13 protein-coding genes are annotated in these 12,779 nt (G+C 73.5%); 8 read left to right on the top strand and 5 right to left on the bottom strand.

All coding sequences use genetic code 11. The features are described 5' to 3' along the window. Positions 1-118: 118 nt before the first annotated feature. Positions 119-919, bottom strand: coding sequence for a histidinol-phosphatase (hisN, locus tag HZS56_RS10995; RefSeq protein ID WP_216720553.1), 801 nt, complete (start codon positions 917-919; stop codon positions 119-121). A 374-nt stretch (positions 920-1,293) separates the two neighbouring features. Here hisN and HZS56_RS10990 point away from each other — a divergent pair, with 374 nt between their 5' ends. Then, positions 1,294-1,905, top strand: a complete 612-nt coding sequence (locus HZS56_RS10990) for a TetR/AcrR family transcriptional regulator (protein ID WP_216720552.1) — start codon at positions 1,294-1,296, stop codon at positions 1,903-1,905. A gap of 42 nt (positions 1,906-1,947) precedes the next feature. On the opposite strand, the gene HZS56_RS10985 is transcribed toward HZS56_RS10990, so the two are convergent. The 4 genes from HZS56_RS10985 to HZS56_RS10970 all read right to left on the bottom strand — a co-directional run bounded on the left by HZS56_RS10985 (position 1,948) and on the right by HZS56_RS10970 (position 5,656). Beyond that, on the bottom strand, positions 1,948-2,271 hold the full coding sequence (locus HZS56_RS10985) for a DMT family transporter (RefSeq protein WP_216720551.1): 324 nt from the start codon (positions 2,269-2,271) through the stop codon (positions 1,948-1,950). A 141-nt stretch (positions 2,272-2,412) separates the two neighbouring features. Continuing rightward, positions 2,413-3,426, bottom strand: a complete 1,014-nt coding sequence (gene rsgA, locus HZS56_RS10980; protein ID WP_216720550.1) for a ribosome small subunit-dependent GTPase A — start codon at positions 3,424-3,426, stop codon at positions 2,413-2,415. Between the two features lie 12 nt (positions 3,427-3,438). Continuing rightward, entirely contained in the window at positions 3,439-4,755 is a 1,317-nt protein-coding gene (aroA, locus tag HZS56_RS10975) for a 3-phosphoshikimate 1-carboxyvinyltransferase (RefSeq protein WP_216720549.1), read from the bottom strand. A gap of 178 nt (positions 4,756-4,933) precedes the next feature. Next, positions 4,934-5,656 carry a M50 family metallopeptidase gene (locus tag HZS56_RS10970; RefSeq protein ID WP_216720548.1) on the bottom strand — a complete coding sequence of 241 codons (723 nt, stop codon included), beginning with the start codon at positions 5,654-5,656 and terminating at the stop codon, positions 4,934-4,936. 50 nt (positions 5,657-5,706) lie between these two features. Between HZS56_RS10970 and HZS56_RS10965 the strand changes: the two genes are divergently transcribed. From HZS56_RS10965 to HZS56_RS10935, 7 genes are all read left to right on the top strand, one after another. After that, positions 5,707-6,522, top strand: coding sequence for an SOS response-associated peptidase (locus tag HZS56_RS10965; RefSeq protein WP_216720547.1), 816 nt, complete (start codon positions 5,707-5,709; stop codon positions 6,520-6,522). 1 nt (position 6,523) lies between these two features. Continuing rightward, positions 6,524-7,174 (top strand): alpha/beta hydrolase family protein, encoded by a 651-nt coding sequence (locus tag HZS56_RS10960; protein ID WP_216720546.1) that lies wholly within the window; start codon positions 6,524-6,526, stop codon positions 7,172-7,174. Positions 7,175-7,433: 259 nt separating this feature from the next. Further along, positions 7,434-8,117, top strand: coding sequence for an RNA polymerase sigma factor SigR (sigR, locus tag HZS56_RS10955; RefSeq protein ID WP_188183311.1), 684 nt, complete (start codon positions 7,434-7,436; stop codon positions 8,115-8,117). Next, positions 8,114-8,425: a mycothiol system anti-sigma-R factor gene (gene rsrA, locus HZS56_RS10950; RefSeq protein ID WP_216720545.1), complete on the top strand. Its 312-nt coding sequence runs from the start codon at positions 8,114-8,116 to the stop codon at positions 8,423-8,425. The genes sigR and rsrA overlap by 4 nt, the downstream gene beginning before the upstream one ends. Before the next feature lie 182 nt (positions 8,426-8,607). Continuing rightward, positions 8,608-9,969, top strand: a complete 1,362-nt coding sequence (locus tag HZS56_RS10945; protein ID WP_216720544.1) for an HD-GYP domain-containing protein — start codon at positions 8,608-8,610, stop codon at positions 9,967-9,969. A 373-nt stretch (positions 9,970-10,342) separates the two neighbouring features. Further along, the gene (locus HZS56_RS10940; RefSeq protein WP_216720543.1) at positions 10,343-11,590 is read left to right on the top strand and encodes an HD-GYP domain-containing protein; all 1,248 of its coding nucleotides are present in this window, start codon (positions 10,343-10,345) and stop codon (positions 11,588-11,590) included. A gap of 113 nt (positions 11,591-11,703) precedes the next feature. Continuing rightward, positions 11,704-12,684 carry a tetratricopeptide repeat protein gene (locus HZS56_RS10935; RefSeq protein WP_216720542.1) on the top strand — a complete coding sequence of 327 codons (981 nt, stop codon included), beginning with the start codon at positions 11,704-11,706 and terminating at the stop codon, positions 12,682-12,684. The last annotated feature ends 95 nt before the right edge of the window (positions 12,685-12,779 follow it).

The raw sequence follows: 12,779 nt of genomic DNA, 5'->3' as shown, positions 1-12,779 counted from the left end.
AGCACGTCGGGGGGCGTGGAGAGGAACGGTGGGCGCGAAGGGGGTGGTGGGGCGGTCGTCGAGACCGGTGAGGGGCGAGGCGCGCGGTGCGTGCCCGGTGGCGCCGGTCGGTGCGTGCTCAGTAGCGCTGGTTGAGATAGCCGAGCAGCTCGTCGTGGAGTCGGCCGTTGGACGCCGCCGCGTTGCCGCTGTGCGGGCCGGGGCGGCCGTCGAGACCGGTGAAGGTGCCGCCCGCCTCCGCGACGATGACCGCACTCGCCGCCATGTCCCAGAGGGACAGCTCGGGTTCGGCACAGATGTCGACCGAGCCCTCGGCCACCATCATGTAGGGCCAGAAGTCGCCGTACGCGCGCGTGCGCCACACCTCGCGGGTCAGGTCCAGGAACCCGTCCAGCCGGCCCTGCTCCTCCCAGCCGCCGAGCGAGGAGTACGCGAACGAGGCGTCCGTGAGCGTGGAGACCTGGGAGACGCGGAGCCGGGAGGCCGAGGTCAGGCTGCGGCCGGTGAACGCGCCGTGGTCCTGCACCGCCCACCAGCGGCGGCCCAGCGCGGGCGCGGAGACGAGGCCGACGACCGGCTGGTAGCCGCCCTCGGCCGCTTCCATGAGGGCGATGAGCGTGGCCCAGACGGGGACGCCGCGTACGTAGTTCTTGGTGCCGTCGATCGGGTCGATCACCCAGCGGCGGGGGCCGGCGCCCGCGACGCCGAACTCCTCGCCCTGGACCGAGTCGCGGGGGCGGGCGCGGGCGAGGTGACCGCGGATGAGCTCCTCGGCGGCCTTGTCCGCCTCGCTCACCGGGGTCATGTCCGGCTTCGTCTCGACCTTGAGGTCGAGGGCCTTGAAGCGGTCCATCGTCGCGGCGTCGGCGGCGTCGGCGAGAACGTGGGCGAGGCGGAGGTCGTCGAGGTAGTCGGGCATGCGGGTCACGCTATCTGTCGGGGATGGGGCGGGGCTACCAGGGGTTTGGCGGGCGTGGCGGGACCGCGTGCCGGCCGCGTGCGCGGGGCGGGTGCGTTCAGTTGGTGCCCGGGTTGATGCTGGGCGGGGGTGGGTCGCGCTGCCCGGCGCCGACGGGCACCGCTGCGCCCACCCGTGCCGCCCTGGGGGTACCTCCCAGGTCTTCAGCACTGGGGGAGGCACGATTGCCCGCAGCTACGCGACTCGCGGTTGCCCGCAGCTACGGGGCGGCGGCTGCCCCGTCGGTGTCGGTGTTCGGATGTGCGGGGGCTCTTGACAGTGTTGTCGGGTGCGTCAAATCTGGGCAGCGAGTTGGTCGGCCGAGGGAGGCAAGGGTGCCTGCAGCCCGGGAGTCCCTGCTCGACGCCGCTTACACGGCGCTGGCGCGCCGGCCCTGGGCCGCCGTGCGGATGGTGGACGTGGCCGCGTCGGCCGGTGTGTCCCGGCAGACGCTCTACAACGAGTTCGGCAGCAAGGACGGTCTCGCCCGGGCACTCGTCCGGCGCGAGGCCGACGGCTACCTCGCGGGGGTGGAGCGTGCGCTCTCCGGTCCCAGCGACCCGCGCGAACGGCTCACCGCGACCGCCGAATGGATGATGTCGGCCGCCCACGACAACCTGCTGGTCCGTGCCATGCTCACCGGCTGCTGGAGCGAGCGGCTGCCCGCACCGGCCCTGACGGCCGTGCCGTCCTCCTCCGGTGTCCCGGCCCAGCGCAGGGCCGACGGTCCGCTGCCCTCGCCCGGGGATTTCGTGACCCTCGTCCGCGACCGCGCCGTGGCTGTCCTGAACGGCGGGGGTCCGCTCGCGCCGCCGGACGCCGCCGAGTTGGCCCGCTCCTGCGAACTGGCCGTGCGGCTCGCCCTGTCCTGCGTCGCCGCGCCGCCCGCCGAGGGCGGGGTCGCCGACCTCGTACGCACCGCCCTGCCACGCCGGTTGACGGCCTGAGGGCCGGACCCACCGCGGCCGGCGGACTCCGGGTCAGTACACCTAGTGGGCCGAGCCGGAGAGCTGGAGGCCGATCACACCGATGATGACCAGGCTGATCGAGACGACCTTGAGGGTCGAGACCAGGTCGCCGAGGAAGACCATGCCGTAGATGGCGGTGCCCGCCGCGCCGATGCCGGTCCACACGGCGTACGCCGGGCCGACGTCGAGCTTCTTCAGGGACATCGTCAGCAGACCGAAGCTGCCCAGTGCGAAGGCGCAGAAGGCGACGGTGGGCCAGAGCCGGGTGAAGCCGTGCGACAGCTTCAGACAGACGGCGAAGCCGGTTTCGAGCACCCCGGCCACTATGACCAGCAGCCACGCCATGTCTTGTCCTCCCGTAGTTCCCGTACCACGACCGCTGTGTCGGCGCCGGCCCGGTGACTCGTCCGGCTTTGCTCGGGCTTGGTCCCGGCTTGGTGCGATTATGCACTTACCGGTGGCACGCCACGGCAAACAACGCGGAGGTCAGTCGCCTTCCCTGCGTTCCCGCGTCGCCAGCAGCCGGCGCAGCGAGTACAGCCGCGCCGGGTCGGCGTGCCCCTCGGCCACCCAGGCGTCCAGCGCGCAGTCGGGCTCGTCGTGACTGCACGCGCGCGGGCAGCCCTCCGTACCGGGCACCAGGTCCGGGAAGGCGTTGATCACCCGGGACGGGTCGATGTGCGCGAGACCGAACGACCGCACGCCCGGGGTGTCGACGACCCAGCCGCCCCCGTCGGAGGAGAGCGGCAGGGCGAGGGCGGAGGTCGTGGTGTGCCGGCCGCGGCCCGTCACCGCGTTGACATGGCCCGTCATCCGGCGGCGGTCCTCGGGCACCAGGGTGTTGACCAGGGTCGTCTTGCCGACACCCGAGTGCCCGACGAAGGCCGTGATCTTTCCGTCCAGGTGTTCGCGCACGAGGTCGGCGGCCGCGCCGTTCTCCAGCCCCTCGCGGCTGGTGACGACGTACGGGATGTCCAACGCGCCGTAGAGGTCGAGGAGTTCGTCCGGCGGGGCCAGGTCCGACTTGGTCATCACCAGCAGCGGGGTGAGGCCGCCGTCGAAGGCCGCGACCAGGCAGCGGTCGATGAGGCGCGGGCGCGGCTCGGGGTCGGCGAGCGCGGTGACGACGGCGAGCTGGTCGGCGTTGGCGACGACCACCCGCTCGTAGGGATCGTCGTCGTCCGCCGTGCGGCGCAGCACGGACGTGCGCTCCTCGATGCGGACGATGCGGGCGAGGGTGTCCTTCTTGCCGGACAGGTCGCCGACCAGGGCCACCCGGTCGCCCACGACCGCCGCCTTGCGGCCCAGCTCGCGGGCCTTCATCGCCATGACGACCCGGTCCTCGACCAGGCAGGTCAGCCGGCCCCGGTCCACCGTGAGGACCAGGCCCGCGGCGGCGTCCTCGTGCTTGGGCCGGGTGTGGGTGCGCGGCCGGTTGCCCTTGCGGTTCGGGCGGGTGCGGATGTCGTCCTCGTCGGTGTGCTTGCCGTAGCGGCGCATGGCGAACCGTCCCTACGCCCCGAGCATCCCGGTCCACAGGTCGGGGAAGTCGGGCAGGGTCTTCGCGGTCGTCGCCACGTTCTCGATCCGTACGCCCTCGACGGCGAGGCCGAGCACCGCGCCGGCGGTGGCCATGCGGTGGTCGTCGTAGGTGTGGAAGACGCCTTCGTGCAGGGCGCGGGGGCGGATGTGCAGGCCGTCGGCGGTCTCGGTGACGTCACCGCCGAGTTCGTTGATCTCCTTGGTCAGCGCGGCCAGGCGGTCCGTCTCGTGCAGGCGCAGGTGCGCCACGCCGCGCAGGGTGGAGGGGGAGTCCGCGAGGGCGGCGACGGCCGCGATGCCGGGGGTCAGCTCGCCGACCTCGCCGAGGTCGACGTCGATGCCGTGGATGGCGCCCGAGCCCGCGAAGACGAGTCCGTAGTCGGTCAGTTCGCAGGAACCGCCCATGTCGGTGAAGATCTCACGCAGCTTGTCGCCGGGCTGGGTGGTGCGGGACGGCCAGTCGGGGATCACGATCTTGCCGCCGGTCACCAGGGCGGCCGCCAGGAACGGCTGGGCGTTGGACAGGTCGGGCTCGACCGTCAGGTCCCGGCCGAGCAGCGCGCCCGGCGTCACCCGCCAGACGTTCGCCTCGCCGCCGGACTCGGGGGTGTCGACCTGGGCGCCGGCCGAGCGCAGCATGTCGACGGTCATGCGGATGTGCGGCATGGACGGCAGCGCCGAACCGGTGTGGCGGACCTCGACACCCTGGTTGAAACGCGGTCCGGACAGCAGCAGGGCGCTGACGAACTGCGACGACGAGGACGCGTCGATCTCCACCGGGCCGCCCTCCAGGGCGCCGCCGCCGTGCACGGTCAGCGGCAGGGCGCCGCGTCCGTCGTCGTCGACCCGGGCGCCCAGGACGCGCAGCGCGTCGATCACGCCGTGCAGCGGACGCTCGTACGACCGCGGGTCGCCGTCGAAGCGGACCGCGCCGTCGGCGAGGGTCGCGACCGGCGGCAGGAAGCGCATGACCGTGCCGGCGTTGCCGACGTCGACCGTGGCGGGGCCGCGCAGGCCGGCCGGGATGACCCGCCAGAACTCCCCGGTGCCGTCCGGGCCGACGCCCTCCTCGATCTCGACGCCCATCGCGCGCAGGGCCCCGGCCATCAGCAGCGTGTCCCGGGAGCGCAGCGGGCGGCGCAGCCAGCCGGGCTCGGAGGCGAGGGCGGCCAGCACCAGTGCGCGGTTGGTGACCGACTTGGACCCGGGCACGTGGACGGTCGCGTCGACGGCTCCGCTCGCGTGCGGGGCGGGCCAGGGATCGGTGTGCGCGGGATTCACGGTCATGGCGCCCACTTTAATGGCTGAAGGCGGTCCGGGATCTTGATCAAAAGTGTCGAAACCTGACCGAAAGTGCAACAGTGCACGTGCCGTGCATATATGCGGCAGCTCGGGTGCGGCCCCGGTCCTCGCCCGCCCGGTCCTCGTCTCCCGGTCCTCGCCCTCCCCGGTCCTCGCCCGCCCGTCACAGCTCCAGCAGCCAGCGCCCCCCGCCTATCAGCGAGCACAGCGACACCGCGTGGAACAGGAAGAACCACACCCCCGCCGGCGCGTGCGTCAGCCGCGCGAGCTGGTCGGCGTCGGAGTCCCCCGCGCCACCGCGCGCCCGCTTGGCCTGCAGCTCGAAGGCCGGACGCACCCCGCCGAGCAGCAGGAACCACACCACCGCGTACGCGAACGCCGCCTGCACCTGCGGCCCGGCCAGCCACGACACCAGCACGAACGTGCCGCCGGAGACCACCACCGTCAGCACCCCGTAGGCGTTGCGGACCATCACCAGCAGGGCGACGAGCAGGGCCGTCGCCAGCCACAGCAGCAGGGTGATGCGGCCCGCCGCGAGCAGCGCGGAGCCGCCCAGGCCGAGCAGCGGGGGAGCGGTGTAGCCGGCGACCGCGGTGAGGATCATCCCGAGGCCGCGCGGCTTGCCCCGGCTCACGGTCAGGCCGCTGGTGTCCGAGTGCAGGGTTATCCCGGTCAGGGTGCGCCCGGTGAGCAGCGCCACGAGCCCGTGGCCGCCCTCGTGGGCGATGGTGATGGCGTTGCGTGCCATCCGCCACGGCCCGTGCGGCACGACGACGGCGAGCGCCACCACCAGGGTCGCGATCACCACCCACAGGTCGGGGTCGGGCTGGGTGCCGGAGACCTCGTCCCACAGGGAGGTGAGCGAGGCCGATGCGAGGTGGTCCATGTTCGGGGAGGGCTCCTCGGATAAGCGCGGGGTCTGGCAGTGTGGCACGTATGTGCGGACGGTATGCGGCGAGTCGTCGACCCGAGGATCTCGCGGGAATCTTTGAGATCGAGAAGTGGGAGCCCAAGGAGAGCTTGGAACCCGACTACAACGTGGCCCCCACCAAGGAGGTCCACGTCGTCCTGGACCGTCCTCTGAAAGACGCCGGGGACCCGAAACCGGTTCGCCAGCTGCGGAAGCTGAAGTGGGGCCTCGTCCCGTCCTGGGCCAAGACGCCCGAGGGCGGTGCCCGGATGATCAACGCCCGCGCGGAGACCGTCCACGAGAAGCCGTCCTACCGCCGCGCCTTCAGCACCCGGCGCTGCATCCTGCCCGCCGACGGCTACTACGAGTGGGTCACCGGCAAGCAGGAGCGGGATCTGGAGGTCGAGGGGCGGAAGAAGCGGCCCCGCAAGCAGCCGTACTTCGTCACGCCGGCCGACGGGTCGGTGTTCGCCATGGCCGGGCTCTACGAGTTCTGGCGGGACAGGACCCTGCCGGACGACCACCCCCAGGCCTGGTGGGTGACCTGCTCCGTGATCACGACCGAGGCCGAGAGCACGCCGCTCGCGGTGGCGCCGGCCGACGGACCGCGCGCCCTCGCCGACATCCACCCCCGGATGCCGCTGATGCTGACGCCGGACCGCTGGGACGACTGGCTCGACCCGGCGCGCACCGACCCGGACGAACTGGCCTCCCTGCTGGCACCGCCGCCCGCCGGGCTGATGCGGGCCTTCCCCGTCTCCACGGCCGTGAGCAACGTCCGCAACAACGGGCCGGAGCTGCTAGAGGAGCTCGAGGCACCCGAAGAGGGCACACTCTTCTGACGTGAGCAGCGACACCACCACCGACACCGTCGGCACCGAGGCCGGCACCGCACGCATCACCTGGCACCCGGCGCCGGCGCCCCGGCTCGTGCTCGCCCTCGGCCACGGTGCCGGCGGCGGCGTAGAGGCGCGCGACCTCAGGGCGCTGGCGGCCGCCCTGCCCGCCCACGGGGTGAGCGTCGCCCTCGTCGAGCAGCCCTGGCGGGTCGCCGGCAAGAAGCTGGCGCCCGCGCCGAAGACCCTGGACACCGGCTGGCGGGGCGTCTGGCCCGCGCTCGCCGCGCCGGGACTGCCGGTGATCTCGGGCGGCCGGAGCGCCGGCGCCCGCGTCGCCTGCCGTACCGCGGCCGAACTGGGCGCGCACGCAGTCCTCGCCCTCAGCTTCCCGCTGCACCCGCCGGGCCGGCCCGAGAAGTCCCGCGCCGGGGAACTCCTCGGCACCGGCGTGCCCACCCTCGTCGTCCAGGGCGGCAACGACCCCTTCGGCAGACCGGAGGAGTTCCCCGAGGCGCCCGGCGGGACGTACGACCTGATCGAGGTGGAGCACGGAGACCACGGGTTCGCGGTGCCCAAGCGGGCGGCGACCGGTCAGGAACAGGCCCTGGAAGTGATCACCGGCGGCGTCGTGGAGTGGACCGGATCACTCGCCTGACGCCCCCGGGAATGCCGAGCGGGCGGCCACTGTTGTGGCGGACGTACGTTGCTGAGCCCTCAGCACCGACGCCGTAGGAGAGGAAGTCCGCCGCATGGGTTCGACCTTCTGCCCTCGTCGCAGCAGCCGCGCCGACCTGGACTGGACGGTGCTGCACGCGGCGAAGACCGCCCCCGTTCGGGCGGCGGGCGGACCGGATCGTCGTCTATCCTCCGATTCGAGCGTGGCCGCATTCGGCCCCGCGACAACACTGGAGGAGGTGGGTCCGGTCACTGGGACCGACGCAGGGACCGAACACGGCCAGGCGGAGCAGCCCGAGGGCCGGGGTACGGGCGCGGAGTCGACCGCGGAGCGCAGCGCGCGCTTCGAGCGGGACGCGCTGGAGTTCCTCGACCAGATGTACTCGGCCGCGCTGCGCATGACGCGTAATCCGGCCGACGCCGAGGACCTGGTGCAGGAGACCTACGCCAAGGCGTACGCGTCCTTCCACCAGTTCCGCGAGGGCACCAACCTCAAGGCGTGGCTGTACCGCATCCTCACGAACACCTTCATCAACTCGTACCGCAAGAAGCAGCGCGAACCCCAGCGCAGTGCGGCCGAGGAGATCGAGGACTGGCAGCTGGCGCGCGCCGAGTCGCACATGTCGACCGGTCTGCGCTCCGCCGAGTCGCAGGCGCTGGACCACCTGCCGGACTCGGACGTCAAGGAAGCGCTGCAGGCGATTCCCGAGGAGTTCCGTATCGCCGTCTATCTGGCGGACGTCGAGGGGTTTGCCTACAAGGAGATCGCCGACATCATGGGGACACCCATCGGTACGGTGATGTCCCGGCTGCACCGTGGACGCCGTCAGCTGCGCGGCATGCTGGAGGACTACGCCCGTGACCGCGGGCTGGTCCCGGCCGGCGCCGGAGAGTCGAACGAAGCGAAAGGCTCGGGGTCATGAGCTGCGGAGAGCCGCACGAGACGGATTGCAGCGAAATCCTCGATCATCTCTACGAGTTCCTCGACAAAGAGATGCCGGACTCGGACTGCGTGAAGTTCGAGCACCACTTCGAGGAGTGCTCGCCCTGCCTGGAGAAGTACGGGCTGGAGCAGGCCGTGAAGAAGCTGGTCAAGCGGTGTTGCGGTCAGGACGACGTGCCGGGTGACCTGCGTGCCAAGGTGATGGGGCGGCTGGACCTCATCCGGTCCGGGCAGTCCGTGCCCGACCACGACGTCACCGCCGCGCCGTCGGCTCCGCAGGAGTCCTGAGGCGCACGAGGCGTGACGCACGAGTCGTGACGCACCAGGCCCGACGCACGCGGCCTGAGTCACCAGGCCCGAGCCATCACGCCTGAGTCACTCGTACGTGCTAATCCGCGGGTTATCTGCCCGCGGCCTCCTCGTCGTCGCCCTAGGCTCCGAGCCTGACAGGCCTGGCCGGGGAGGGGCTCATGGACGCTGTACCGGCACGCGCGCGTGCCTACGTCGTCTGCGTCGCCCTCGCCGTCCTGGTCTGTCTGTGGCCGCTGCCGCGGGTGCACACGCCCTGGTGGGCGGTACTGCTGCTCGCCGGTCTGTACGCGGGCTCCGAACTCGTCGCACGGTCCCGTTTCGTGGGGACCTGCTATCCCGTGCTGCTCGCCGGCGCCTTCCTGCTGCCACCGCCCGCCGCCGCGCTCGTGGCGCTGCCCGGGGCACTGCTGGCCCCCGTGGCGCAACGGCCGCGCGGACTGCGGCGCGCCTGGCGGGCCGCCCAGTTGGCGCTGGCCGTGTGGGCGGCCGCGTGGACGCACTGGCAGCTCGGCGGGCGGGACGCGGTCGTCGAGTCCGACTTCCCTTACGCGCTCGTCCCCGCCGGTGCCGCGGTACTGGCGTTCTGCCTGGTCCTCACCCTGCTGGACGGCGGGATCCGGACGCTCGCCGTGGCAACGCCGCGGGTGCCCGTGGGCCGGCGCCTGCGCCTGCCCACGGGCCGGGTGTGGCGAGGGCTCTTCGTGCGCTCGCTCGCACCGGTCGCCGTGCACGGGCTCGCCGGGCTGATGATGGCGGTCCTGTGGCGCAGCCCCTACGGGCCGGTCGCCGCGCTGCTGGTGCTGCTGCCGATGTGCGTGGCCTGGTGGGCGTTCGCCCAGTACCACCGGGAGCGGGCCGCCCACCAGGCGACCATCCGCGCCCTGGTGCAGGCCGTCGACATCAAGGACGGCTACACGCGCGGGCACAGCGAGCGCGTCGGCCAGGCCTCCATGATGATCGCCCGCGAGCTGGGCATGGACGACGAGCGCGTCGAGACACTGCGCTTCGCCGGGATCCTGCACGACGTGGGCAAGCTCGGGGTGCCCACCCGGCTGCTGCGCAAGGACGGGCCACTGACGCCCGAGGAGCGGCGCGTGATCGAACTGCACCCCGAGTACGGGCACGAGATGGTGCGCGGCATCCGCTTCCTCGGCGAGGCGCGGGCCGCCGTCCTCCACCACCACGAACGGCTGGACGGCAGCGGCTACCCCTACGGCCTCGTCGGCGACCGCATCCCCGAGTCGGCCCGGGTGGTGGCCGTCGCCGACGCCTTCGACGCGATGACCTCCACGCGCTCCTACAGCAGGGCCCGGCCCGTCGCGGTGGCCGTGCGCGAGCTCCAGCGGTGCGCCGGGGGGCAGTTCGACCCCCGGATGGTGGGGGCACTGGTCCGCGCCCTGGGCCGCCACGGCTGGCGCCCCTCGGTGACCGCCGACGGCACACCCGCCCCGCGCACCGGCACGATCCCGGGCCAGGACGAGGACACGCGTGACAGCGTGGGCCGGGGGGTGGTGTCGTGACGCGGCACCGGGCCCGTTGCCGGTCGGCGGTGCCGGTGGCGGTGGCAGTGGCAGTGGCGGCAAACGACAGCGCCCCCGGCTCCGGATGCCGGTCGGGGTGCGTGGCTTCCGGCTTGGGGTGTCGGTCCGGGTGCGTGACTCCCGGCTCCGGATGCCGGTCCCGGTACGCGCCCCCCGGTAGCCGGCGTCCGGTCGACGACGCGGCCGCCGGCGCCGGCCGGCAGTCCGCTCCCGGTGTCCCGGGGCGTCCCCGCACCCGCGCACCGCGCGGCGACCTCGCCCCTCCGGACTCACGGCCACCGACGCCGGCGGGCGGACCACCCCCGGCACCGTCACAAGGCAGCCCGCTCCGCGGTCACGGGAGGCGTCCCCGGTGAGGCGGCTCGTGCCCGTGTGCGTGCGGATCCTCGTGCCCCTCTGTGCGGGGTTCCTCGTGCTCGGCTGCCTCGTCCCCGTGCTCTGGTCCGGGCTCGCGCAGCGCCCCGTCGCGCTGGCCTTCGGGGCGCTGGTCTCCCTCGGCGAGCTGACCCGGAGGTCCGGGGCCGAGGTCCGGGAGGCCGCGCCGCTCGGCGCCGCCGGGGCGCTCGCGTACACGCTGCTCGCGGACGTCGCCGGGCAGCCCGCGCACCACGGTGTCGCGCAGACCGTGACCGTCGTGGCCGCCGCCGCCCTGCTCGGCAGCGTGCCCCACGTCGCCCGCGGCAACGGCCCCGTCCTCGGACACCTGGCGCGGCGCGTGCTCACCGTCGCCTTCGCGGCCGTGTGCTTCCGTCCGCTGTCCAACCAGGGCGTCTTCGAGGACTGGAGCGGCCCCGCCCACGCGCTGCTGCTGCTCGCGGTGCTCGCCCTGACCACGTTGTGCGACGCCGTGCTCGCCGCGGCCCCCGCCCACGCCCGCACCGGGTGGCCCTTCGGCCCGCTGCTGCGCGAGGAACTGCGCGGGATGGTCGGCATCACGTCCGCGGTGTGCGCGACCGGCGCCGTCATGGCGCTCGCGGTCGCCGTCGCGGGACTGTGGGCGCTGCCCGTCCTCTGCGTACCGCTGCTGCTCACCCAGCTGTCCTACCGCCGGTACGCCGCCGTCCGGGCCACCTACCGGCAGACCATCGCCTCCCTGGCCCGCGCCACCGAGATCGCCGGGTACACCCCGGCCGGGCACGCCCGCCGCGTCGCCCGGCTCGGCGTGGCGGTCGGCCGCGACCTCGGGCTCTCCGGTGCCGAACTGACCGTCCTGGAGTACGCGGCGCTCATGCACGACATCGGCCAGCTCAGCCTGGTGGACCCGGTCCCGGCGGGAGCCACCGCGGCGCTGCCCGTCACCGAACAGCGCCGGATCGCGCTCCTCGGCGGCGCCGTCGTCCGCCAGACCGGCGTCGACGCGGCGGTCGCCGTGGTGGTGGAGCGCCAGGCCGACCCGTGCCGGGAGCAGCCGGTCGCCGCGCGGATCGTGCGGGTCGTGAACGCGTACGAGGAGAAGGCGCGCGAGGCGGGGCCGGGCGGCGATCTGACGGCGCTGGAGGAGCTGCGCCTGGCCACCGCGGGCGACTACGCTCCCGAGGTGGTGGAAGCACTGGCCCGGGTCCTTGCCCGAGGCAGCCTTACCGAGCCCGCGGCTGGGTAACCCATGGGTAATGAGCGCCTCCGCAGCCGCACGTGGTTTGATGCGGAGGAGAGGGTGTCCGGGGGCGCGAAAGGCACAGCCAGCCCACTGAACGGAACTGGCAGGCGGGAATCGTGAGGATCTTCGGCAAGGCACGGCACCGGCCCTCCGCCTCCTGGCGGCAGGCCACCGACCGCGCGTTCACGCTGATCGGCGACGGTCGCTACGACGACGCGGGTGCGCTGCTGACGCGGGCGGCCGACCTGGAGCCCTGGCTGTCGGAGTCCTGGTTCAACCTCGCGCTGCTGCACAAGTTCCGGCACGACTGGGAGCAGGCCAGGGCGGCCGGCCTCAGGGCCGTGGCACTCCTCGACCGGGACACCGGGGCCCCCGACTGGTGGAACGTCGGCATCGCGGCGACCGCCCTGCAGGACTGGCCGCTGGCCCGCCGGGCCTGGCAGGCCTACGGGCTGCGCACCCCCGGGAACGCCACGGACGCCGGTGAGCCGCTCGGCATGGACCTCGGCAGCGCGGCCGTACGGCTGTCCCCCGAGGGCGAGGCCGAGGTCGTGTGGGGGCGGCGGCTCGACCCCGCCCGGGTCGAGGTGCTGTCCATCCCGCTGCCGTCCTCCGGGCGGCGCTGGGGCGAGGTCGTCCTGCACGACGGAGTGCCGCACGGGGAGCGGACGACCGGCGCGGGGCACTCCTACCCCGTCTTCGACGAGATCGAGCTGTGGGCGCCCTCGCCCGTGCCCACCTGGGTGGTCCTCCTGGAGGCCGCCACCGAGTCCGACCGCGACGCCCTGGAGCAGCTGGCCGCCGACGCCGGGTTCGCCGCCGAGGACTGGTCGTCCTCCGTGCGGCTGCTGTGCCGGATGTGCTCGGAGTCCCGGATGCCGTCCGACGAGGGCGAGGGCGAGCACCTCGACCCGCACGACCACAGCGAGCCCGGACACCCCGGCCCCCTGGGGCACCGCACGGACGGGCAGTTGTGGGTGCCCGAGCGGGAGTGCGGGGTCGCTGCGCCGGCCGGGCTGGTGAAGGGGCTGCTGGACGGCTGGGTCGCGGACAGTCCGGACTCGCGTGACTGGCGGGACCTGGAAGAGGTCTGCTGAGCGGCCCCGTAGTCTTGACCGGGCAGCCGTCACCGGGTCTTCGCATCCGGGCCCCCGCACCGGGAGCCCGTACCACGAGTCCGCACCAGGACTTC

Source organism: Streptomyces mayonensis (assembly GCF_018982965.1).
GTDB lineage: Bacteria > Actinomycetota > Actinomycetes > Streptomycetales > Streptomycetaceae > Streptomyces > Streptomyces mayonensis.
Note: the sequence above shows the minus strand (reverse complement) of the source record. Positions and strands in the feature narration are given on the sequence as shown.

Excerpts from the sequence above, each read along its gene's own strand:
- aroA (WP_216720549.1), bottom strand. The coding sequence starts at position 4,755 with ATGACCGTGAATCCCGCGCACACCGATCCCTGGCCCGCCCCGCACGCG.
- HZS56_RS10965 (WP_216720547.1), top strand. The coding sequence starts at position 5,707 with ATGTGCGGACGGTATGCGGCGAGTCGTCGACCCGAGGATCTCGCGGGA.
- HZS56_RS10945 (WP_216720544.1), top strand. The coding sequence starts at position 8,608 with ATGGACGCTGTACCGGCACGCGCGCGTGCCTACGTCGTCTGCGTCGCC.
- rsgA (WP_216720550.1), bottom strand. The coding sequence starts at position 3,426 with ATGCGCCGCTACGGCAAGCACACCGACGAGGACGACATCCGCACCCGC.
- HZS56_RS10985 (WP_216720551.1), bottom strand. The coding sequence starts at position 2,271 with ATGGCGTGGCTGCTGGTCATAGTGGCCGGGGTGCTCGAAACCGGCTTC.
- HZS56_RS10970 (WP_216720548.1), bottom strand. The coding sequence starts at position 5,656 with ATGGACCACCTCGCATCGGCCTCGCTCACCTCCCTGTGGGACGAGGTC.
- rsrA (WP_216720545.1), top strand. The coding sequence starts at position 8,114 with ATGAGCTGCGGAGAGCCGCACGAGACGGATTGCAGCGAAATCCTCGAT.
- hisN (WP_216720553.1), bottom strand. The coding sequence starts at position 919 with ATGCCCGACTACCTCGACGACCTCCGCCTCGCCCACGTTCTCGCCGAC.